The sequence below is a fragment of the Gordonia sp. JH63 genome (assembly GCF_009856645.1).
Classification (GTDB): Bacteria; Actinomycetota; Actinomycetes; order Mycobacteriales; family Mycobacteriaceae; genus Gordonia; species Gordonia hongkongensis.
The window spans coordinates 4,936,669-4,959,093 of sequence record NZ_CP047235.1 but is presented as its reverse complement, the minus strand read 5'-3'; the positions used below and the strand labels follow the sequence as shown (position 1 = coordinate 4,959,093).

The following is a 22,425-nucleotide window of genomic DNA, read 5'->3' as shown; positions in this document are numbered from 1 at the left end:
CGCCACAACCCTTGCTCCCTGAGGTGCGAGGAGCGGTGGCAGACGGGCTGTCGCCAGGTTGCAGAGGGGCGTAACTCAGTAGGACGCGGTCCCACCGTCGACGCTGAGGATGGCACCGGTGATGACGAACGAGGCCAGCGGCGAGGCGAGGAACGCGATCACCTCGGCGACCTCATCGGCCGTGCCCCAGCGTTGCAGGGGGACCATCCGACGCAGGGACTCGTAGCGTTCGGGGGTGTTGACCGCGATGCGTCGTGTCATTCCGGTCTCGATGGGGCCGGGGCAGACTGAGTTGACCCGGATGCCGTCGACGGCGAGGTCAAGGGCCAGTGACCGGGCGAGGTTGACCGCGCCGGCCTTCGCCGCGGCGTACGGCCAGCGGTTGGGTTCGCCGCCCAGGGCCGTCGCCGACGCCGTCACCACCACCGCACCGCCCCCGGATCGCCGGAAGGCGGGGATCGCCTCGCGCACACCGAGAACCACCGACCGGAGGTTGACATCGAGGGATCGGTCGAAGACGTCGAGGTCCAGGGTTTCGATGGACCCGGAAGCGGGCACCCCGGCATTGAGGATCAACGCGTCGAGCCGGCCGAAGCGCTGTTCCGCCGTCTCGACCGCGCGCCGGTTGTCCTCGGCCGACGTCACATCCCCCACGAGCGGGACGACCCGCGGCCGGTCCGCGAGCTCGTCGAGAACCGCAGGCGAGTTGTCGACCGCGACAACCGAACTCCCGCGACCGACCAAGAGCTCGGTCACCGCACGGCCGATGCCCGAGCCGGCACCGGTCACGATGGCGACGGTGCCGGACACGGTCTCGGTCATTCGGAGTCCATCTCGATGATCGCCCGGCCGACGATCTCGCCGCGGGCGAGGGCCTGGTAGGCCTCGTCGACCTCGTCGAGGCGGTAGCGGCGGGTGATCACACGTTCCGGCTCCACGATCCCGCCGGCGACCATGCGCAGCAGCGCCGGCATGTCACGTCGTGCCTTCGCGCCATAGGAACCGCGGATCTGCAGGCTGCGGCGCACGAGACGGGCCAGATCGAGCTCACCGGGCGTGCCGGCCGGCGCGATCCCGACGACCACGGCGCGGCCCCCGTCGTCGAGGATGTCCAGCGCGGTCGCGAATGTGCTCGGATGCCCGAGGGCCTCGAAGGCGACGTCGACGCCGTGGCCGTCGGTCAGTGCCCGTACCTCGGCGACGACGTCGGTGTCGCGCGAGTTCACGGTGTGGGTCGCACCGAGCTCGGCCACCGCCTTGAGCTTGTCGTCGTTGACGTCGATCGCGATGATCTGGGCGACTCCGGCCGCCGCCGCGAACTGGACTATCGACGATCCCACGCCGCCGGCCGCCACGACGGCGATGCGGTCGGCCAGCCGCAGCTCGGCGTTGGTCACGGCGCCGAGCGCGGTGAACGAACTGCAGCCGAGGATGGAGACCTCACCTAGTCCGACCCCGTCGGGGACGACGAAGGCGTCCGACGCGGGGACGACGCAGTACTCGGCGAGTCCGCCCATCGAGTACATCGCCAGCGGGGTGCCGTCGGCGCGGGCCAACCGGGTCTCGCCGTCGTAGAGCGTGCCCTTGAGCCGGTTGTGGGCGAAGAACTTCTCGCACAGGTCGTCCAGTCCGCGCGCGCAGTGGCGACACTCGCCGCACGGCATGATGAAGCTGCACACGACCCGATCGCCCACCGCGAGGGTGTCGACGCCGTCGCCGAGTTCCTCGACCACGCCGGAGACCTCGTGGCCGAGGACCGCGGGAGCGGGGAAGTTCACCTCCGACTTCAGTACGTGCAGGTCGGTGTGACAGACCCCGCACGCGGTGACCTTGAGCAGGATCTCGCCACGACGGGGCGTCGGGCGCGGGATCTCCTCGACGGTGAGTGTCGGTGTACTGCCCTCCCAGACAGCAGCTTTCATGATGCGTTCTCCTTCTGGGGCCGGGCGGCGCCCGACGAGTCGGGCACCGCGGAGCTGTCGTCGCGCACGAGTTGGATCAGCGGCGCCAGCCGCTCGGGCATGGTGGCCCAGTCCTCCGGCGACCGGACGTCGTCGGAGAAATTGCATTCGATGATGAAGTGTTCCGCACCGACCGCCTTCGCGGTGGCGATATCGGCGGCCACACCGTCGATGCCCTGTCCGCCGGATCCCACCGGGTCGGTGGGGCGCTGGAGGTAGGACCGCAGGAACAGCCGGACCGGGGCCCGTCCGGCGGGACGCTGCGCGGCCATCCCGTCGAGCTGGGCTTGCAGGGCCTCGGCTGTGCCGCTGCTGGGATTCCAGATGTCGAACAGTGCGGCGGTGCGGGCGAGACCGCGTTCCGACCGCAGCCCGGACAGCAGCGGCGGATGCGGTGTCTGGACCGGTTTCGGCCGCACGGTGGAGGTCGGAATGGTGAAGAACTCCCCGTCGAACTCGACGGGATCCGGTCCCCAGCACGCCTGGACGGCGCGGACGAGTTCGTCCATCCGGCGCCCGCGCGTCCGGGGGTCGACGTCCATGAGTCGATGTTCTTCGTCGGACCAGCCGACGCCCAGCCCGGCGACGAGACGTCCGCCGGAGAGCACGTCGAGAGTGGCCAGACGCTGTGCGAGCTCGACCGGACGGTGGTACCCGGCGACCAGGATGCTGCTCCCGATCAGCGCCCGCCGGGTGCACGACGCGACGAATGCCATGAGCTCGGTGGCCCCGAGCACCGAACGGTAGGCGGGGTGCACCGCCGTGGTGTGCCGGCCACCGTAGACCGACGCGTTCTGCTCGGAGTAGAAGAGGTGTTCCTGCGCCCACAGTCCGGTGAATCCGAGTTCCTCGGCGGCCACCGCGAAGTCGCGGACGGCCGCGGCATCAACGTGCTCGCCGAGCTGGGGGAGGGCGAGCCCGATCGTCGTGCCGCGGGCGCCGTCAGTCATCGCCATCAGAGGATCGTCACCGACCCGGTGTTGCCGTCGACCTCGATCATCGCGCCGTCCGGGATGCGGGCCGTCGCGTCCTGAACCGATACGGCGCATGGGATTCCGAGCTCACGACACACGATGGACGAGTGGGTGATCGTCGCGCCGACATTCACGACGACACCGCCCGCGAAGACGAACAACGGCGTCCAGGCGGGATCGGTCTGCGGTGCGACGAGGATGTCGCCTTCCTCCAGCTGCTCGGCCTCGTACGGGTCGTGCAGGATTCGCGCACGTCCCCGGGCGACGCCCGGGGCGCCGCCGACTCCGGAGAGGACGTCACCGGGCACCGCGGGGTCCACCCGCTGCCCGGTGCGCCGGGGCCACTGCGAGAGGGGGAGCGGTTCGAACAGGAAGAACGGCGGTTGCAGATCGAACAGGGCGAGATACTGCTCGCGTCGCTCCTTGATGGTGTCCGCGAACGACTCGGGTTCGGCGACAAAGCGATCGAGCTCGTCGTCGACGAGCATCGTGATGTCGTGATGGTCGTCCATGATCCCGCGTCCGACCATCCGGTGTCCGAGTTCGTAGAGGGCGGCCCGCATCTCACCCATGATCTTCACGCACGCGGTCTTCGTGCGCTCCCGCCACGGCATGAACTTGGTGATCGACTTCGCGGCGTTGCGGAACGCCGTGGCCGACTCCGCGTCGGGCATCTTGGCGGCGAGCTCCTCGGTGAGGGCGAGACGCTTGTCCTGATTGCGGCGCAGGATCGCTTCGGGATCGGCCTCCGGCGGGCTGTTGCGCATCCCGTTGATGGCCATCAGTGCCAGCACGGGTTTGGTCTCCCAGCTGTCGGATCGGATGTCCCATTCGTTCGGTGCGCGCGAGCCGTAGCGGTAGAGGAAGTCGTCGAACTCCTCTCGGAACCTCGCGGCGTCGGCGGAGTCACTCGCGGTGATCGCGTCGAGGGCGGAGGCGAGTCCGTCGTCGAAGATCCCGGTCAGTTCGGACGAACCGGCGACGAGGCGCCCGAGCTTCCACATCGCATACGACGGGGCGGCCGAGTCCACGCCGCCCAGTCCGCTGAGCAGATCGCCGAGGTTGTCTGCCTCGCCGATGGTTTCGAGGAGTTGACCGGCCACGGCCGGACCCATCGTCGACAGCGTCGTGGTGACCGGGTGATAGGCGTAGCAGTAGATGAGGTCGGGGAGCAGCGAGCGAGCGTGGCCGACGAGTTCGGCATCGCTCATCGCGGCGAGATCGGGACGCTGGTCGCGTGCCCGGTCGGCGCGCCGCTTGGCCTCCTCGGCTTCGGGGAACTCATCGGTCGTGAGAGCCCAGGCGGTCTTCTCGGCGAGACCAGCCGTCAGTTCGGCGTTCTCGTCGCCCGGCTTGGGTACGTACTCGGGGATGTCGGGATGGTCGCCCACCCACAGGCTGTTCCACACCGGCACGGTCAGCCCCGGGAGCCGGGCGCCGTTGAGCTCGGTCATCGAGAAGTTCGTGTAGTGGTAGCCGCCGAAGTTGCCGATGATCTCGGGCATCACCTCGTCGATCTCCTCGGCAAGGTGAGTGCCGAGGTTGTCGACGTAGCCCTGGCGCCAGCCGATGTTGAGGCCCTTGTTCCAGACCATCGTGACGTTCAGCGGACTCGACGGGTCGGGCAGCACTTCGCCGGCGTTGGCGCGTGTGTACACCGGGTATCGGCTGCTGAACTCCCAGTCGGTGATCCAGCGATCGATGTCGACCGCCCCCGCGGACTGCTCGTCACTCATGTGTTCCTCCTCATCGAGGTGACAGGCTGTATGTCAAGTCACACTATAGAAACCTGCGACAGATGGAAACATGTACAGAGATATTTCTCAGCAGTTTGAGGGTAAAGACTCCGCCAGTTGCGGCGCTAAGTAACTTTACTTCGAATAGAGTAACCTGACGTCAGGCCCAGAGATGTGGGTCACATCCTTCCCGCGCCGCCCGCTTCTCGCGTGGCTACTTCCGGCGCATCCGGTGACGAAAGGAAACCCATGTTCGAGAAGGTGCTGGTCGCGAACAGAGGCGAGATCGCGGTACGGGCTTTTCGTGCCGCGGTCGAGCTTGGCGCGAGCACGGTGGCCGTCTACCCCCACGAGGACCGCAACTCCGTTCATCGAGCCAAGGCGTTCGAAGCCTACGAGATCGGCGAACGCGGGCATCCGGTCCGCGCGTACCTCTCGGTCGACGAGATGGTCCGCGTCGCGGCGACGTCCGGAGCCGATGCGGTGTACCCCGGGTACGGCTTCCTCTCCGAGAACGCTGAGCTGGCCCGGGCGTGTGCGACCCGGCAGATCACCTTCATCGGCCCGTCCGCCGAGGTGCTCGAACTCGCCGGCGACAAGTCCCGGGCCGTGGCGGCCGCCGCCGAGGCCGGTCTCCCGGTGCTGACCTCGTCGACCCCGTCGAGTGATGTCGACGAGCTCGTGGCCGCGGCTGATGCGGTCGGTTTCCCCTTGTTCGTCAAGGCGGTCGCCGGTGGTGGCGGGCGCGGCATGCGTCGCGTCGATGAGCCGTCGCGGCTGCGCGGGGCGATCGAGGCGGCCTCGCGCGAGGCCACGACGGCCTTCGGCGACGGCACGGTCTTCCTGGAGCGGGCGGTGGTCGACGCCCGGCACATCGAGGTGCAGATCCTCGGGGACGCCACCGGCGAGGTCATCCATCTCTACGAACGCGACTGTTCGCTCCAGCGCCGCCACCAGAAGGTCGTCGAGGTGGCCCCCGCACCCGCGCTCGACCCGGCTGTCCGTGATCGGATCTGTTCGGATGCAGTGGCTTTCGCCAGGCACATCGGGTACACCTGCGCCGGGACCGTCGAGTTCCTGCTCGGTTCCGACGGTCGGCACGTGTTCATCGAGATGAACCCGCGCATCCAGGTGGAACACACGATCACCGAGGAGATCACCGACGTCGATCTCGTCGCCACCCAGATGCAGATCGCATCCGGTGCGACGCTGCGGGAGCTGGGACTGACCCAGGATTCGATCGAGATCCGCGGCGCGGCAGTGCAATGCCGCATCACGACCGAGGACGTGACCGACGGCTTCCGGCCCGACACCGGGCGGATCACCGCCTACCGCACGCCCGGTGGCTCGGGTGTCCGTCTGGACGGGAGCGTCGGACTGGGGTCCGAGATCGGCTCCCACTTCGACTCGATGCTCGTGAAGCTGACCTGTCGCGGCCGGGACCTGGAGACCGCGCGGGCGCGCGCACGTCGTGCGATCGCCGAGTTCCGGGTCCGGGGCGTCGCCACCAACATCCCGTTCCTGCAGGCGGTTCTCGCCGACGACGACTTCGGCGCGTGGCGGGTCACCACCTCGTTCATCGAATCCCGACCGGACCTGCTCGAGCAGCACGCCTCCGCCGACCGCGGTACCCGGATCCTGCGGTATCTCGCCGACGTCACCGTGAACCGACCGCACGGCGAGCGACCGTCCGCGGTGTACCCGGTCGACAAACTGCCGGCGATCGACCTCACGTCCCCACCGCCGCCGGGGTCCCGCGATCGACTCCGGGAGCTGGGGCCGGACGGTTTCGCCGCCGAGCTCCGCGCGTCGACGGCACTCGCGCTGACCGACACCACCTTCCGCGACGCGCATCAGTCGCTGCTCGCCACCCGCGTGCGCAGCCGCGACCTGGTGACCGTCGCACCACACGTCGCGCGGATGACCCCACAGCTGTGGTCGGTCGAGGCGTGGGGTGGGGCGACCTACGACGTCGCGCTGCGATTCCTCAAGGAGGATCCCTGGGAACGCCTGGCGGCCCTGCGCACGGCGATGCCCAACGTCTGCCTGCAGATGCTGTTGCGCGGCAAGAACACCGTCGGGTACACGCCGTACCCGGTGGAGGTGAACGACGCATTCGTCCGCGAGGCGGCGGCCACGGGTGTCGACGTCTTCCGGATCTTCGACGCGTTGAACAACATCGACGCGATGCGGCCGGCCATCGACGCGGTGCGGGAGACGGGGACCGCGGTGGCGGAGGTGGCCATGTCCTACACCGGCGACCTCTCTGATCCCGGCGAGACCCTGTACACCCTGGACTACTACCTGAAGCTGGCCGAACGGATCGTCGACGCGGGCGCACACGTCCTGGCGATCAAGGACATGGCGGGCCTGTTGCGCCCGGCCGCGGCGTCGACCCTGGTGCGCGCCTTGCGGTCGCGGTTCGACCTGCCCGTCCATCTGCACAGCCACGACACCGCCGGCGGGCAGCTGGCCACCTACCTCGCCGCCTGGGAGGCCGGGGTGGACGCGGTGGACGGGGCGAGCGCACCGCTGGCCGGCACGACGAGTCAGCCACCGTTGTCGGCGATCGTCGCCGCGACGGCGAACACCGACCGCGACACCGGGATCGACCTCGCGGCCTGCTGCGCTCTCGAGCCATATTGGGAGGCGGTCCGGGCGGCGTACTCGCCGTTCGACACGGGCTTGCCGGCACCCACCGGCCGGGTCTATGCCCACGAGATCCCCGGCGGCCAGCTGTCCAACCTGCGGCAGCAGGCCCTGGCATTGGGGCTGGCGGACCGGTTCGAGGACATCGAGGCGGCCTACGCGGGCGCCGACACCGTGCTCGGGCGACTGATCAAGGTGACACCGTCGTCGAAGGTCGTCGGCGATCTCGCGCTGGCACTCGTCGGCGCCGGCGCGAGCGCCGCCGAGTTCGCGGACGATCCGACGGCCTACGACATCCCGGACTCGGTGGTGGATTTCCTGCGGGGCGATCTGGGCGAGCCCGCGGGCGGGTGGCCGGAGCCGCTCCGCACGCGCGCCCTCGAGGGCCGCACCGACCCTCGCCCGGTGACCGCCCTGACCGAGAGCGACCTCGCGGCGCTCGCCGGTACGTCGGCGGAGCGTCGTGATGCGCTCAACCGGTTGCTGTTCCCCGGACCGAATCGTGAGTTCCGCGAGCACCGCGAGACCTATGGCGACACGTCTCGGCTGTCCACCAACCAGTTCTTCTACGGCCTGCGCCAGGACGAGGAACATCGCGTGGAGCTGGAGAAGGGCGTCGAACTGCTCATCGGGCTCGAGGCGATCTCCGACCCGGACGAGTCCGGGATGCGCAACGTGCTCTGCATCCTCAACGGGCAACTGCGGCCGGTTCGGGTGCGCGACCGCTCGGTCGAGTCGACGACACGCACCGCGGAGAAGGCCGACCCCGCCCTCCCGGGGCAACTCGCCGCACCCTTCGCCGGTGTGGTGACGCTGTCGGTGAAGGAGGGCGACGAACTCCGCCGGGGTGAACCGATCGGCACGATCGAGGCGATGAAGATGGAGGCCTCGATCTCCGCGCCGGTCACCGGGATCGTGCAGCGTGTCACGGTGTCGGGATCGACCGAGGTCGACGGCGGGGATCTCCTGCTGACCATCGCGACGGACTGACGCGGTGCGTCGGGTCCGCGTCCCGATGGCGCGGACCCGACGTCGTCACTTGCGTGCGAGGTCGGCGACCTGGGCCTCCACCGCGGTCTTGGAGTCGGGGTGTTCGGACAATCGCACGGTGAAGGACTGCTCGAGCTCGTAACCGCGACGGATGTCGAGATCTTCGCAGCCGTTCAGAGATTGTTTGGCGAGCACGATGGCGTGCCTGCTCTTCTCCGCGATCGAGCGCGCGCGGGCTGTCGCGATCTCCAGGAGATCGTCGTGGGCGACGACCTCGATCGGTGCTCCCCACCGCTCCAGGGTCGACGCGTCGACCGGTTCGGCGGTGAGGAACATGCGGCGCATCGCCTGCTGGGGCAACATGCGGGCGGTGAAGCGACCACCGCCGAGGACCCCGACGTTCATCTCGGGCAGTCCGAAGGTGGCGCGTTCGGACGCGACCACGAGGTCGGAGAGCGCGACGAGTCCGAACCCGCTTCCCAGGGCCGGGCCGTTCACCGCGGACACCACGGGGAGGTGACACTCGCGCACGCTGAACAGCGCCCGCCGGGCCCGCCGCATCGCGATGTCGCCGCTGACGGTGGACATCGTCCGGAACTCGTTGATGTCGTTGCCCGCGCTGAAGATGCGGCCCTGACCGGTCAGCACGATCACGCGCACGTCCTGGTCGTCGGACAGCGCGTCGAACGTCGCCGCGATGTCCTCGTACATCTGCCCGTCGATGGCGTTGACCTTGCCCCGCGAGAGCTCGACGAGTGCGATACCGGGCTGGTGCACGGTGACGGAGAGGTTCCCGGAGGCCGGGGAGGTGGTCTGCATGGGTGCCTATCTGTCGTGGACTGCGCGGGCGGGCGGTCGGGGCCCCGGCGCGAACGAACGGAACGGGACTCACGGTAATCGAGCGAGCAAAATATGTACACAGTTACGACGACGGGTCGTCTCGCCACCGCACCGATCGTTCGGGGGCGACCGTTGCCGCCCCGATCCGAACTAGAGAGCAGGTGCGGGCGGGTAAGGTGTCGGCACCGACCGATCAGCCGAGACACGGGAGCCGCATGACCGTCGCCGACGAGCCCGCCACCCGGCAGCCGCGCGGGCAGAAGATGTCCGCGCGGGTGGCCAACATGGTGGCCGATCAGATCCTCGGCGGTGGCATCGTCGAGGGTCAGCGCCTGCCGACCGAGAAGGAGATGGTCAGCGAGTTCGGCGTGGCACGCACGACGGTGCGTGAGGCACTGCGGCTCCTCGAGAGCCGAGACCTCGTGACGATCAAGGCGGGAATCGGCGGCGGGCCCATAGCCAAACGGCCCGAACTCGATTCGCTCGGCAACATCATGAAGCTGTTCCTCCAGATCAACGGCGCGAACATCAGTGATGTCATCGACGTCCGGTTGATGCTCGAACCGATGGTCGCGCGGGCCGCGGCACAGAACGTCACCGACGAGCAGATCGAGTCGATGCAGCGGGCACTGGACCGGATGCGCGACCATCCCGAGGACCACGCCAACTTCCAGGAGAACAACGCCGCATTCCAGCGCGGGGTGTACGAGGCGGCGGGCAATCCCGCACTGCGGGTGGTCATGGAGACGCTGTGGCTGCTCGTTCGCGACGCCGAACCCGTCGAGCATCCCATCGCGACGCGGCTCGCGGCCTTCGAACTCCAGCAGGACATCCTCGACGCCATGCGCGCTCGCGATGTCGAGGCCACCGCGGCCGCGATGGACGTCTTCAACCAGGAGTCCGCCCGGTACTACCGCCGACGGCTCCGCGACATCATCTCCCAGCCGGTGCAGTGGCAGATCTGATCGTCGGCACACGTCTACCTTTCGAGGTGCTCCAGAGCCCACGCCCAGTCGATGCGTTCTTGCTCGAGCCGAACCCGCTCACCGAGCGAGTCGTCCGCGAGGTCGGCGTACAGGTCGTGTTCTGCGGGTGAGAGGTGGCGGAGTGCGGCTGTGGTGGGGCTCGGCTCGGTAACCCATCGATCGCGATGCGCGAACAATGTTTCGCGATCCATCAAGATCGATTCGGTCTGCGGAAGCCAGGCACGTAGCCGGTCGAGAATCGCGAAGCCGTGTGTGTCGAGGTCACCCCAGTACCGAACAGGCACGTCGGTCAGCCAGGGAAGGCGCCCGATTCTGTCGACCTCGAATCCCTTGCCCCAGAACACGGCTCCGTGGGCTGGAACATCGACGCTGAGATAGGTGATCTCGTTCTCGATGACCAGGACGCGCGAGGGACGCAAGTCGATCCGGGTGAGCTCGTCAGCTCGGAGGCTCACCTCCGAAACGTGCTCGAGAAGTCCCAGCGACGGTGACGGTCGTAGTCTCACGAACTCTGGTTTCGTCTGCAAACCCAGCCCGGTCACGAAACCGGACGCCGTCGACGACACTCCGAGTATCGACGCCAAGACTCCCCGGTGCCTTTCGGTGAACTTGGTGTCGACCCCAGGTGCGCTGATCTCACGCAGGAAGCGTCGGGAGTCCCGATGCGTGTCGAGCCATCGGTGCGCGTCGATCAGTCGAGGAAACTCCGATGCCAGATCTATTGCGCGAAACGGGTTCTGGAACAGCCACGCGTGGACCGCGGGATCGTCGGCGGCGAGCTCGAGCAACCTCTCGAACTGCTGTACCGCTGCCTTCACGTTCAGAAGTGCCCACGCCTGCTCATAGGTGGAGATGATCGCCCGTCGTGGAAGCGTGTTACGCCCGACGTGCCGGCCGCCGATTGTTTGCCAGACGAGGGAGTACCTGGTGTCGCCACGACGTCCGCCGTCCAACGCCGTGACCCAGTCGCGAGCGGCGCCGAGATCTGCTCCTATCTGCGACGCGGTGGGCCCGCGCAGCGGAATCTCGATGGGCTCGAATGGTTCTCGGTTCGCAAACGTCCGGAGCAGCGTCCCGTCGTCCCAGCGGCGTCTGGCTTTGACGGCGATGTCGGCCGGGGTGGTCCAACGATCGGTCACCGCAGACGCCCGTCACGGCGTGACCGGTATTCCTCAATCGTCATCGTCTGCAGGCGTGAAAAAGTGCCCGTCGGATTGTCGACGAATCCGATCGCCTTCACGTAGGGCTCGATGACGTGCACCTTCTGCAAAGGGGTGACGATCAGGAGCTGCAGACCCAATTTGGCGAACAGGTCCAGCGCATAACGGGTCGACAGGTCAGAGCCGCGCCCGAATGCCTCATCGATGACGGCGAACCGGAAGTCGCGCGACTTCTTCACACCCCACTCGAGTCCGAACTGGTAGGCAAGGGACGCGGCCAGGATCGTATAGGCGAGCTTTTCTTTTTGCCCACCTGACTTGCCGTCGGAATCGCTGTAGTGTTCCCACTCCACGTCCGTCTCGCCATCGCGTTCGGATGCGGAGAACACGAACCAGTTGCGCACATCGGTGACACGCCGCGTCCAATTCTTGTCGAGGTCGGCGTGATTGTCCCGTCCGCGGAAGCGCTCGATGATGCGTTTGACGTCGAGGAAACGCTGCTCCGAATACTGATCGCCGTCTACTGCGAGACTGTCGCTCGTCAGGTTCCGCAGGTCGGAGCGGAACTGTGCCACATCCTGATTCGTGGTTGACTCGCGCTCCAACCGGATATACCGACCGGGGTTGTAGGGCACGGCGCCCAGCGCTTCGTTGATCCGTCGCACGCGTTCGTCGATGGATGCGGCCTGCCGGTTGAGCCAGTTGTTGAAGCCGGCGAGTTCTTGAATGGCGTTCTTGTTCAGCTGTTCTTTGAACTCGAACTCGAAGCGCGGCAGATCGTCGGTCGCGACCCGTTCGCGGAGGGCGACGAAATCCGCCCTGGCATCGACGTCGGCATCCATGTCCGATCGCAGGTCCGGCCACCGGCGGAGAACCTCGGTCATGTGCTGCGCCAGGCGCTGTCCGAAGCCGCCGAGCTCGCGGGTGAGGCGCTCGATCCGTTGATGAAGCGTCGCGGTCAGTGTCGTTTGAGCTGTGGTGCAGTCTGCTGCCCTTGCCGGAACACCGCCGTCCAGCCGACGTTCCAGAGCGTCGTAGCATGCTCGTGCGGCGTCGAGTTCAGCCTCCGGGTGGTCCGCGACGAACTCGTCGTCGCTCTTCTTGTCCTGCTCGGCCCGATGACTCGCGGCGGCGGTGGTTGCGAGCTTGCCGGTGAGGTCGTCGATCGCGGCAGCCGTGGAATCCGCGAGCGCGGCGTTCTGCTCCAGCGCCGTGGTGATCTCGCGAAGGCGTGAGGACCCCGATTCGAGCCGGGCGCGCTCGGCCTCGTGGGTGGCGACGCGTCGTTGTGCTTCCTCGATGTCGAGCTCGGCCCAGGAATGGAATCCTTCCAGCCGCGCCAGGGACTCGCTGCGATTCTGGGTGGCGTCGCGTTCCTCCGACAGCGCCACCACCTCCGCCGAAGCAGCCACGCGCTCGCGGTCGGACTCGTCGAGATCCTCTCGTAGGACCGCGATCTTGCGCTCATTGGCCCATCCGAGCACCCATCGGCGTGGGTCGTCGACCCGGTGTCGGTCGTCCTTCTCGTGACGGCCACCGGACCGCACCTGACCTTCGCGGGTGACGGCGCGCTTGGCAGCGCGGAACTCCTCGATGGTGGCGGCCCGCTGATGTTCGGCGCGCCGGAGGAGTTCGTCGCGCAGATAGCCCTCGAACGGCCCGCTCTTGATCTCGAGGCAGTCAGCGAGAATCGGTAGATCAGAGTCATTTCTCTGCAGGGGAACTCGACGGATCGGCACTCGTTCGTACACGAGTCGGGCACCGACAGTCCGGCCGCCGTGATTGTGGAACGTGAGTCGGCGGGAGTTGACCCAGTTCGTCACGGCATCGTAGTGCTGCTGCGGTACCAGTAGCGACAGTGCGAAGCCACGCAAGACACGTTCGGCAGCGCCACGCCACTCGCTGTGTTCTTCGACGACGTCGATCAGTTCACCCGCGTAGGGCAGGTCGGCAGGTGTCAGGCCGGTGTCGGTGGCCAGCTGTTCGCGTATCTGGACCTGGTCGGGTGGCAGGTTGCTGGTGCGTTTCTGCAGATCGTCGAGCTCGGTCCGGATGGTCTCCTGACGTCGGGCCGCTTCTTTTTCTCGGCCGATGGCGTCGGCGCTCGCAGCATCGAGCGATCTCTTCGCCTCGACGAGTAGTGGGCGCTCGCGGGCGCGTTTGACCGCGTCGTACGACTTCGTGAGATTGTCGAAATGGTCGATGATGTCGCGGACACGTTCGCCGGCGTCGCTCGGCTCGAGCATGTGGTTGCGCACGAAATCGTTCAGATTGCCCACGGACTTCATCGACACGGTCTGATGTAGTAGCTCCAACGCCTGCTCTGATCGGATGCCTAGCAATCGGCGCAGCGAAGTGGAGTACTTCGGGAACTCGTCGACCACCTCGGCCCCGCCGGACCGTAGGCGTTTACGAAGGTCGCGCAAATCTGAACCGAAATCGGCGAAGTCCGTCGTGATGGCGAGTTGTTTGGTTGCGGTGACGTAGAACCGGTAGGGCTGTCCGGCGGTGTCGCGCTGCTGGAAAACCTGCGCCAGGGTGACCGTCTCGTCATATCCCCGATTGCTGAAGACGCCCAGGATGACCGAGTATGTATTGCGCTCCTGCCGAAGGCCTTTGGAGCGAGAGCGGCCGGTTGCTTCCTGTCGTTCGGACTTGTAGTGGCCTTCGACGTAGGAGCGAAGCGTGCGTTCCTTGGCCTCAGCTCCCGCGGCCCTGTTGTAAGCGATCTTGTGTGCGGGCATCAGCAGTGTGGTCACCGCATCCACCAGCGTCGACTTGCCCGACCCGATGTCGCCGGTGAGTAGTGCGGTGTCTGTGTCGGGGGTGAGCCGCCACACCTGTCGGTCGAAGGTGGCCCCAGTTCAACACCTCGACGTGCTGCAATCGGAACCCGGCGCCTCCGGCACCCCCGAGTTCGACCGCTGAGAACAGACCGTCAGTCATCGGGGCCCGCGGTTCCTGCGTATTGGCGCAGTTTGCCCGCGAAATCCGACAGTGTTTGCGCATCCACGTACGCCTTGATGATGCGACGCACCTCCCACTGGTCGGTCTGCCCACGTAACTGGCGCAGGAAGCCCAGTTCGACGGCCTTCTTGATGGTGTTATCGGCCTGTTCGACCAGGCGCGCCTCATTCGTCGATTCGGCTTGGAAGAGTTGTAGCATCTCCACGATCTGATCCGTTGACAGGACGAGTCGTCCTTCACCGCCGGTGATCTCGAACTCCAGCAGGCGTTTGCGTAGCAGCACGAGCAGCAGGCTCACGTTGTAGGTCAGCGCCCGCCTGCGGACCAACCGCGGAAGTGGCTCTTCGCCTTCCTCTTCCGGGTGCGAGCGCAGATAGGCGTAGCCCTCGGACTCGTCGACGATGACATCGACGCCGATCGTGGTGAAGTGATCGCGTACGCCGGCTCCCGAGCGTTCGAGTGTGGCCCAGATGTCCTCGTCCGATTCGCGGTACACCACGCCCCGCATCAATCGGATTATGGCACTCGAAATTGCGTGGTCGTCGGTCATCGTCGCCTCACAGTGACACTCGGCAGCCGGGCACGTTTGACCGTGCTCGGGTCACTCGGGTCGGCGTACTCGAGCAGGGTCTCGTCGGTGTCGTCGATGTCGACGCTGACATCGTCATCGTCGAGGGCGAGGTAACCGACGATCTCGGCCGCACCCTGTTCTATCGGATACATGGTGACCACATCGGATAGCAGTGCCGACGATCTCTCCGGGAGGATGCTGCGGATGTTGGCTGCCAGGCGGGCTTGGTCGACGAACGTCTGGGCGAACAACAGGTCTGCGTCCAGGTTCTCGGTCGCGTCCTCGACCCGACTCTCGACGGTCGCAGAGGCGGGTTGTTGATAGAGTGGCCTGTCGAACGGCAGCGCGATCTCGATACCGGTCTGATCCACAGTGAGCCCGAAATCTGGTGTCCTGCCACGAATCTCGAGGGCGCTAGCCTCTACGGACCGGACCAGGTCGAGTACGCGGCGATTCTCCAGCCAGACCTGATCGTCGAGGAATCGGCGTAGCTGTTCAGAGATCTGTCGGACCATGCGCTGGGTTCGGTCGGCAGCCTCGGACCAGTCGTGATGGATGCTGCGGATGCGCTCGTCGACGTCGATCATCTCCAGCGACGACACCTTCGCAAGCAAGTCTGCCAGTTCCGTCTGGCGCGAATCGGACAGCAAGAATTCGTAGAACGACCCGAAGCTACGACCCTGATCGGACGAGGCGATCTCGGATCGGCTGCCCACCAGGTCGGCGAGGAGTTCGCCCTTGGGCCCGGTCCAGGACGCGATCTTCTCGCGGGCCGAGCGATCAAGAAGGCGGAAGTTGTTCTTCTACCTCTCGGAAGTCGGCGAGCAGTTCACGTGCGGTCGACGCCACCTGCTGATAGCGGTCTCGAACCCCGGTCTGATCCAGATACGCCAGTTCGCCGCACTCGGCGGCGGCGATTTCTGCATCGATCTCGGCGCGACGCCGCCGCAGCTCTGCCAGTCGAACCTCGGGGTCTACCTCGGTGCCGTGCACGATCTGCCGAAGAAGCTCGACGACGGTGTGCAGTCGCGACTCGGTACCGACGAACGCTCTGCCCTGTAGAGAGACGATCCAGGCGTACGCCTTCTCGAAAGCCGGCGTCACCTCGTAATAGATCTCGTCGTCGCCGGAGGGGTAGAAGCGTCGTAGGAACCCAGCCTCGGTGCCGGCCCAATCCTCGAGGTAGGCGCGGGGTTCTTTGGGAAATCGAACCGAACCGTCGTTGGTGGGTAGCGAGGTGTTCAGGTCGTAGAGCAGATCATCCAGAGCGGTGGCCAGTTCTCCAGCTGAACTCGCACCACGGTTGCCCTCGACGAAGAATGTCCCGAGAAACGTCAGGATGAGCGGGGAGTGGTGGGCGCGCAGGAGCCGCCACGCGGGATGGCGTTCCCACAGAGTGGTGAACGCATCAAAGTCCATGAGTTCCACTCTAGGGGAGGGGACTGACACCGAGGACTCACCGGCGAGTGTCGATGACAGGTGTCAGCGTGCCGGTCTGGATGACCTGATCGCTCGTCGCGATGGTCAGACCTCGGCGGGTGGCCTGAGCGACGATCATGCGATCGAAGGGATCGCGATGTTCCCAGGCGAGCTGTCCTGCTGTCACCGCGTCGCTGGAATCGATGGCGAGGTCGGTCGCTGACATGGACGAGAGGGTTTCTTCCCACGCGGCGAGGAGCGGCGCTCCGTCGAGTCTGCCCAGCCGCGTCTTGATGGCGATTTCCCAGGCCGACGCAGCCGACACGTAGAGAGCGTTGCCGGGATTCGCGAGGATGTCCAAGGTGGTGGGTGACAGCCGGTCCGGTTCGCTGACCAGCCACAGGACCGCGTTGGTGTCCAGCAGGACATCGGTCACGAACCCGACTCCCAGCGCTCGAGGTCGTCGGCGGACAGCGGTGCGTCGAAGTCGTCGGGAACAACCATGGCCGGGAACTGCCCGAATCGACGCGGAGGTGGTGCCACGGGCCTGAGTACTGCGACGGGTCGGCCATGCGTGGTGATAGTGATCTCTTCCCCGGTTCTCTCGATTTCAGCCAGCACGGCGTTGAGGCGCGCCTTGGCTTCTGTGCTGCTCAGGGTTCTCATGAGCCGATTCTACTCGGTTCTGACCATTCGGACTGGTTCGAATGCACAGAACGTGGGCCACGAGTTCCCTCACACCACCCGTCGCAGCACCCCCGGCACGACGTCGTCGTCGGCGGCGAGAGCCAGCACCTCACCGAAACCGGCGACGAGGCAGTCGGCGAACAACTCGAGGTCGGTGACCGCGGCGCCGTCGGAATTGATTCCGAGACAGGCTGTTCCGTTGTGGGTGATCATCGTCGCCATCATCGCGCAACCGGGCAGCGGGCCGAACGGGAACATCCGCTCGACCTTGGCGCCGGCCACGTAGGTGTCCCACGGAATGCCCGGCACGTTGCTGGCCTGCAGATCGTTCTGGCTGGTCGTGCCGCTGAACTGCATGAGCACCGATCCGGGCAACCAGGCCATCACCGAGCCCAGCGTGTTGAAGATGTCGACGGCCGGTTCGTGCCGGGCGACGCGGACCTGTTCGCGGATGGTGAGGACCCGCTCGAAGGGGTCGGCGATCCCGACCGGTCCGGCGAGCCGTCCCACCGCGATCCGGTTGCCACCCGCCGGATCCTCCGGACGCCGCACCGAGATCGGGATCGCGACCGGCATCGTCTCGATCGGGGTGCCCATCTTCTCGTGATAGAGGCGGAAGCCGCCGATGAGCCCGGCGAGGTAGACGTCGTTGATCGACGCCCGCGTCGCCGTCGCGGTCGCTTTGAGGTCGGTGAACGGGACCTCGAACGCGCTGAAACGCCACGACAGGCTCCGATGCGCGAGCAGCGGGGAACCAGGGGGGCTGACCAGGCCCGCCACGCGTGGAACCGAGCGACCATATCGGAGAACGGAACTCAATGCCTGGCGGGGATGCGCCAGCGCGCGGACGCCGCGGAATGTCGTGTCGACACGATGCGGGATCCGCCGGATCTCCTCGCCCACCTGCCGGCGGAGCAGGTCGACGGGCGTGATGTTCACCGGATCGGGGCTCGGCGGCTGGGGTTTGCCCGGATTGTGTTCGCGTGTGGGCGAATGCAGCTGGGCCAGTCCGATGATCGCGCCCAGGCCGTCGGTGAGCGCATGGTGGGCTTTCAGGAAATATGCTGCCCTGCCGTCCGGCAGCCCTTCGATCAGCGTGCCCTCCCACGGCGGCCGTGCGGCATCGAGCGCGGTCATCGCGAGCTGCTCGCACGTGATGAGCAGCTCACGCATGCTGCCGTTGCCGCCCAGACGGATTCGGCGCAGATGGTAGTGCAGGTCGAAGTCCGGGTCGACTGCCCAGCTGGGCGTTCCCATGCCGAACGGGGAGTCGACGACGCGCTGCCGGAATCGCGGGGCCATTCGGCTTCCCCATTCGTGGGCAGCCACGAGCCGGTCCCAGTCCGGGGCGCAGTCGTACACCTCGAGCATGCAGATGGTCCCGCGCATCCGGCGATCGGTGTCGCCTCGCCACATGATGGTGTCCACCGAGCTCATGTGGGGCTCGTTGGCCCAGTCGAGCGGTCGGTCCACCCCGTCGGTCAGGTCCGGTTCCTCGCTCACACTTGCCTCTCTTCCGGTACCTCGACGGGTGGCCGGGCGTCGTCGTCGGCGAAGAAGTCCAGCGGCCAGTCGGCCAGGGCGCTGATGTACATCTGCCGGACCTCCTCGGCGCGGTCGCCGATCTCGTCGGGCGACCAGTCGCTGGTGTCCACCGGCGGCAGCACCATCACCTCGACGGTCCCCGGTCGGATGAGTTGCGCACCGCGCCACATCAACTCGCCGGTGTTACGCAGGACCACCGGTACGACGGGGACACCCGCCTGCATCGCGATGTGGAACGGACCCTTCTTGAACCTGCCGACACGTGGTGTGGGCGACCGGGTGCCCTCGGGCGCGACCACGAGCGACATTCCCTCGTCCCGCAGAGCTGTGACGGCCGGCGCCAGCTGTTCGATCGCGCGGCCCGGGTCGGCGCGATCGATGAACACCAACCCGGCCTGCTGAAGGATCGGCCCGACCACCGGAACCCGTTGCACCTCCTTCTTGGCCACCCCCGTGGCCTCGGACCGCACGAGGTTGATCATCACCGGCAGGTCGAGTTTCGACTGGTGGTTGAACAGGAACACGCACGGCCGCGCCGACGTGAGGTACTCGCCTCCGTCGAGGACCTGCACGTGGATCCCGGCGAGTGACAGCCCGACGTCGGTACCGGTCGGCAGGGCCTCGACGAGTGCGGCGGGATCGCGTCGAACGAGCCCGGTGGTGACGCCCACCGCGGCGGAGGCGAGAAACGAACCGTAGAAGGCGCCGGTTCGGGCCAGCATCCCGAGCCGGTTGTACGTGGGGTTCTTCAGGTCGATGATCGGCCAGCCGCGGGATTCGGCCTCCGCCCGCAGTATTCGGCGCGGGGAGACAGCCGCCGGGTTGCCCACCGACTCCAGGTACGGGATGTCCTCGTTGCCGTCGCTGTAGGCGAAGGAGGCGTCGAGGTCGATGCCGTGCTCACGGGCGAGGGTGCGTACCGCAGCGGCTTTCCCCGGACCCCAAAGCGGGCGTCCCCGGATGTTGCCGGTGACCACCCCGTCGACGACCTCGACATCGGTGGCGAGTGCGAAGTCGGCCTCGATCTCCCGCGCGATGGGTTCGATCTGGAATCGGGTCGCCGACGACGCGATGACGATGGTGTGTCCCATCTCCCGATGCGCGCGCAGGATCTGCCACATCTGCGGCCGCAGCTTGGCCGCCGTCTCGTATTTGAAGAGGTGTTCGCCGAACTCGATCAGCTCGGCGTAGGTCTTGCCGGCGAACGTGGGACGCGTGGCGTCGAGCACTTCCGCGTAGTCCTGTTCGGACACGACGCCGCGCAATCCGATGAGCAGGAAGTCGGCGAGTTCGCCGAAACCGAATTCCATGCTGCGCAAGCGTGCTCGCATGATGGCGGCGGCGGAGAAGCCCTCGATCAGGGTGCCGTCGTAGTCGAACAGCGCGGCGACCTTCTTACCGGTGGGTGCCGACCGGATGGCCCGCATCCGGTCGGTGAAGGCACTCATCGTGTCCCCTCCGACCAGACCGTGTCCATGGTGTCGGCTCCGCCCACGGCACGCTGGAGATCCTCGATCGACGCGATCCGGGCCAGCCGCTCGCGCATCGATTCGACCTCGTCGAGCCAGTCCCGGCGGGCGGTCGCGAGGTCCGCGACCTCCTCGCCGTGGATCAGGTGGCGGTTGTCGGCGAGCTGATAACAGCCGTCGTAGAGGTCCTTGGAAACCGAATCCTTGCTGCGCACAACACCTTGCAGGGACAGCTGGCGTCCCAGACCGAGGCATTCGACGATCAGGTCCTCCTTGTCGCGCGATGCGGTGCCGAGTTCCACGAGTTTGGTCGCGAAGACCAGTTGGGCGTCGAAGAACGGCTGCAGGGTGCGTCGGGCGAGGAGTCCGCCGGTGTGGCCGTGCAGTACCTCGTAGGTCCACTCCTGCGTCGGCGTCACGGCACGCCAGCCCGGGGCCAGCAGATCGAGTTCGAGACCGAGTCGGTGCAGGAACTCGGTCTTGGCCGGGAAGAAGAACTCGAACTTGAGCAGATCGCGGATTCGCAGGGCCTCCCGTTGCGACGCCGCGAGCAGCCCCTCGTCGGCGAGCGGACCGTCGGCCGTCTCGTCGTATCCGACGGGGTGTTCGTCCGGCGGGATGTCGTCGGCCCGGACGTCACCGTCGGCCACGGCGAGCATGGCGACCTCGACGATCGCGCGGTCGACGAAGTGATGGAGCGCCCCGTTGCGGTAGTAGGCCGCGACCGCGTGATTGTCCGGCACGATGGACCACACCGGTTCGGAACCGCCGTCGAAGCAGCTCACCACGCCGTTGCCGGCGAGGACCCGGAGAGTCTGGGTCAGCCCGACCCCGCGGCACAGGGCTGGGTCCGGGCCGGGTAGCTCGCGCCGGCGGATGTAGTCGAGCAGGGGAGCCAGGATGGCCTCGATCTCCGCGAGCGTGTACGCCCTGTCGTGCGCGCCGAGGAGGGCGAAACCGGCCAGCGAGGTCGCCGAGATCGGGGTGGCGGAATTGATCTCGTCCATCACCCGGAACGCGACCTTCTCCAGCCGCGCGCGGCCCTCGCCGGCGTCGGCGAGAGCGGTCCGCAGCGAGATGGGGGTCCCGAATCGCACCCGGGCCTCGCCCAGGTAGGCGCGCTGCGCCTTCGCGTAGCGCAACAACCACCCGACGCCCTCGGGCTTCTTCGTGCCACCGGCGTCCTCGGCCGCCATCGCGCCGATCTCCTGGAGCTGGTCGTACACGATCGAGGTCGGCACGATCGTCACGTCGGCCTCGTCGAGCTGCCCCACCGCGTCGACGACGTAGGTGAGCAGTCCCAGTTTGGGCTTCCGGAGCTTGCCGGTCCGGCTGCGACCGCCCTCGATGTACCACTCCAGGTTGAAGCGCTTCTCGACGATGTAGGCGAGGTAGGAGCGCATCGCGAACTTGTAGACCGGGTCCGCGCCGAACTTGCGTCGGATGAAGATCATGCCGGCGCGGCGGGCCACCGGGCCCACCGGCCAGAACGAGAGATTGTTCCCGCCGAGCACGAGGTTGGGTGGGAAGTCGTTGTTGCGCAGCACTTTCGCCAGGACCAGCGGATCGACATAGGACCGGTGGGAGGGCAGGAAGATCAGGCCGGTGGACTTGTTGAGGGTGCGCAGGGTGTTGAGGTTCTCGACGTCGACGGTGACGTTCCAGGCCCGCTCGTGCAGTCGGTTGAAGGTCGCCGAGAACACGTCGTCCATGAGCCGGCTCTGGGTGGCGACGAAGGTCGAGAGTTTGTCGGTGGCCTCGGCGACCACCGCATCGGTGGGCCGACCCAGTTCGGCTGCGAGTTTGGCCGCGGACGTCTGGAATCGCGACGAACTGCTGATCTGCTCGGCGACCAGACGGGGGACCTTGTAGCGATCACCGACGATCTGGCGTTCGGCTCGCTCGGCCGACACCGACGCCTGGAACAGGACGAACTGGGCGAACGGCTCACCCTGCGCCTGGTGATGGGCATACCGGGTGCGTAGTTCCTCGATCGTGGCGGGTGCACCGGCAACGACGCGGAGACTGTCTGGACGTCTCTTCCGGATCAGCGGCTGGACCGCTCCGAGCGGCCGCCGGGGATTGGACAGCACCAGGACGTCGCCCAGCGTGACCCGCCGCTCACCTTGCCGGACCGCCGGGAGCCAGACCGCCCGGACAGGCACGAGCAACGTCTCCGGCGCCATGCCGTCGAAGTCGATCTCCGCCGATCGGGAGATCGTCGCGTCCGGATAGTTCGCCGCCGTCCACTCGCGTACCGCCCGCATCTCGCACGACGTACGGGCTTTGGTCAGCACCACCACCGGATCGGTCACCTGCATCACCCTCACGTCTCTGGGGTCCTGCCCCGCCTCATTGTGACGTGGACTACACCGAGGGGGGTGGTTTTCGTCAGGACGACCGACGCGCCGCGAAGACTTTCGTGTGTAACCGGTCCGGCCAGATGATGTTCGGTCCGGAGACGACGAAAC

The 22,425-nt window shown here is 66.9% G+C and carries 14 protein-coding genes and 2 pseudogenes; 2 read left to right on the top strand and 14 right to left on the bottom strand.

Annotation, left to right across the window (positions count from 1 at the left end; all coding sequences use genetic code 11):
- Nucleotides 1-75: 75 nt before the first annotated feature.
- The 4 genes from GR168_RS21950 to GR168_RS21935 are packed head-to-tail and all read right to left on the bottom strand — an operon-like array spanning nucleotide 76 to nucleotide 4,671.
- Entirely contained in the window at nucleotides 76-822 is a 747-nt protein-coding gene (locus GR168_RS21950; RefSeq protein ID WP_171011653.1) for an SDR family NAD(P)-dependent oxidoreductase, read from the bottom strand.
- Nucleotides 819-1,922: a zinc-binding dehydrogenase gene (locus tag GR168_RS21945; RefSeq protein ID WP_068972148.1), complete on the bottom strand. Its 1,104-nt coding sequence runs from the start codon at nucleotides 1,920-1,922 to the stop codon at nucleotides 819-821. Before GR168_RS21945 ends, GR168_RS21950 begins: the two co-directional genes overlap by 4 nt.
- Complete coding sequence (locus tag GR168_RS21940) at nucleotides 1,919-2,917, bottom strand: TIGR03619 family F420-dependent LLM class oxidoreductase (RefSeq protein WP_238994968.1); 999 nt, start codon at nucleotides 2,915-2,917, stop codon at nucleotides 1,919-1,921. The genes GR168_RS21945 and GR168_RS21940 overlap by 4 nt, the downstream gene beginning before the upstream one ends.
- Nucleotides 2,917-4,671: a PEP-utilizing enzyme gene (locus GR168_RS21935; protein ID WP_159371676.1), complete on the bottom strand. Its 1,755-nt coding sequence runs from the start codon at nucleotides 4,669-4,671 to the stop codon at nucleotides 2,917-2,919. Before GR168_RS21935 ends, GR168_RS21940 begins: the two co-directional genes overlap by 1 nt.
- A 249-nt stretch (nucleotides 4,672-4,920) precedes the next feature.
- Here GR168_RS21935 and GR168_RS21930 point away from each other — a divergent pair, with 249 nt between their 5' ends.
- Nucleotides 4,921-8,310: a pyruvate carboxylase gene (locus GR168_RS21930; RefSeq protein ID WP_159371675.1), complete on the top strand. Its 3,390-nt coding sequence runs from the start codon at nucleotides 4,921-4,923 to the stop codon at nucleotides 8,308-8,310.
- A gap of 45 nt (nucleotides 8,311-8,355) precedes the next feature.
- Here the strand turns inward: GR168_RS21930 and GR168_RS21925 are convergent, their stop codons facing one another.
- Nucleotides 8,356-9,129: an enoyl-CoA hydratase-related protein gene (locus tag GR168_RS21925; RefSeq protein WP_058252827.1), complete on the bottom strand. Its 774-nt coding sequence runs from the start codon at nucleotides 9,127-9,129 to the stop codon at nucleotides 8,356-8,358.
- A gap of 236 nt (nucleotides 9,130-9,365) precedes the next feature.
- Here GR168_RS21925 and GR168_RS21920 point away from each other — a divergent pair, with 236 nt between their 5' ends.
- Nucleotides 9,366-10,115 (top strand): FCD domain-containing protein, encoded by a 750-nt coding sequence (locus GR168_RS21920; RefSeq protein ID WP_137810243.1) that lies wholly within the window; start codon nucleotides 9,366-9,368, stop codon nucleotides 10,113-10,115.
- A gap of 14 nt (nucleotides 10,116-10,129) precedes the next feature.
- On the opposite strand, the gene GR168_RS21915 is transcribed toward GR168_RS21920, so the two are convergent.
- From GR168_RS21915 to GR168_RS21875, 9 genes and pseudogenes are all read right to left on the bottom strand, one after another.
- Nucleotides 10,130-11,275 carry a Wadjet anti-phage system protein JetD domain-containing protein gene (locus tag GR168_RS21915; RefSeq protein WP_137810244.1) on the bottom strand — a complete coding sequence of 382 codons (1,146 nt, stop codon included), beginning with the start codon at nucleotides 11,273-11,275 and terminating at the stop codon, nucleotides 10,130-10,132.
- Nucleotides 11,272-14,242: pseudogene (locus tag GR168_RS21910) on the bottom strand (ATP-binding protein). The gene GR168_RS21915 and the pseudogene GR168_RS21910 overlap by 4 nt, the downstream one beginning before the upstream one ends.
- Complete coding sequence (locus GR168_RS21905; RefSeq protein ID WP_065629471.1) at nucleotides 14,235-14,813, bottom strand: DUF4194 domain-containing protein; 579 nt, start codon at nucleotides 14,811-14,813, stop codon at nucleotides 14,235-14,237. Before GR168_RS21905 ends, GR168_RS21910 begins: the two are co-directional and overlap by 8 nt.
- Nucleotides 14,810-16,253, bottom strand: a pseudogene (locus tag GR168_RS21900) (DUF3375 domain-containing protein). Before GR168_RS21900 ends, GR168_RS21905 begins: the two are co-directional and overlap by 4 nt.
- Before the next feature lie 37 nt (nucleotides 16,254-16,290).
- Nucleotides 16,291-16,689, bottom strand: a complete 399-nt coding sequence (locus GR168_RS21895) for a type II toxin-antitoxin system VapC family toxin (RefSeq protein WP_065629469.1) — start codon at nucleotides 16,687-16,689, stop codon at nucleotides 16,291-16,293.
- Nucleotides 16,686-16,919: a type II toxin-antitoxin system Phd/YefM family antitoxin gene (locus GR168_RS21890; RefSeq protein WP_065629468.1), complete on the bottom strand. Its 234-nt coding sequence runs from the start codon at nucleotides 16,917-16,919 to the stop codon at nucleotides 16,686-16,688. Before GR168_RS21890 ends, GR168_RS21895 begins: the two co-directional genes overlap by 4 nt.
- Before the next feature lie 69 nt (nucleotides 16,920-16,988).
- Complete coding sequence (locus GR168_RS21885) at nucleotides 16,989-18,443, bottom strand: wax ester/triacylglycerol synthase domain-containing protein (RefSeq protein WP_058252825.1); 1,455 nt, start codon at nucleotides 18,441-18,443, stop codon at nucleotides 16,989-16,991.
- Nucleotides 18,440-19,933 carry an HAD-IB family hydrolase gene (locus tag GR168_RS21880; RefSeq protein WP_058252824.1) on the bottom strand — a complete coding sequence of 498 codons (1,494 nt, stop codon included), beginning with the start codon at nucleotides 19,931-19,933 and terminating at the stop codon, nucleotides 18,440-18,442. Before GR168_RS21880 ends, GR168_RS21885 begins: the two co-directional genes overlap by 4 nt.
- Nucleotides 19,930-22,278, bottom strand: a complete 2,349-nt coding sequence (locus tag GR168_RS21875; RefSeq protein ID WP_265968600.1) for a glycerol-3-phosphate 1-O-acyltransferase — start codon at nucleotides 22,276-22,278, stop codon at nucleotides 19,930-19,932. Before GR168_RS21875 ends, GR168_RS21880 begins: the two co-directional genes overlap by 4 nt.
- Nucleotides 22,279-22,425 lie beyond the last annotated feature (147 nt).

Bases quoted from the DNA above. Each gene is read 5' to 3' on its own strand.
- GR168_RS21935 (WP_159371676.1), bottom strand. From the start codon at position 4,671: ATGAGTGACGAGCAGTCCGCGGGGGCGGTCGACATCGATCGCTGGATC.
- GR168_RS21945 (WP_068972148.1), bottom strand. From the start codon at position 1,922: ATGAAAGCTGCTGTCTGGGAGGGCAGTACACCGACACTCACCGTCGAG.
- GR168_RS21950 (WP_171011653.1), bottom strand. From the start codon at position 822: ATGACCGAGACCGTGTCCGGCACCGTCGCCATCGTGACCGGTGCCGGC.
- GR168_RS21930 (WP_159371675.1), top strand. From the start codon at position 4,921: ATGTTCGAGAAGGTGCTGGTCGCGAACAGAGGCGAGATCGCGGTACGG.
- GR168_RS21920 (WP_137810243.1), top strand. From the start codon at position 9,366: ATGACCGTCGCCGACGAGCCCGCCACCCGGCAGCCGCGCGGGCAGAAG.
- GR168_RS21925 (WP_058252827.1), bottom strand. From the start codon at position 9,129: ATGCAGACCACCTCCCCGGCCTCCGGGAACCTCTCCGTCACCGTGCAC.
- GR168_RS21905 (WP_065629471.1), bottom strand. From the start codon at position 14,813: ATGACCGACGACCACGCAATTTCGAGTGCCATAATCCGATTGATGCGG.
- GR168_RS21880 (WP_058252824.1), bottom strand. From the start codon at position 19,933: ATGAGTGCCTTCACCGACCGGATGCGGGCCATCCGGTCGGCACCCACC.
- GR168_RS21890 (WP_065629468.1), bottom strand. From the start codon at position 16,919: ATGAGAACCCTGAGCAGCACAGAAGCCAAGGCGCGCCTCAACGCCGTG.
- GR168_RS21940 (WP_238994968.1), bottom strand. From the start codon at position 2,917: ATGGCGATGACTGACGGCGCCCGCGGCACGACGATCGGGCTCGCCCTC.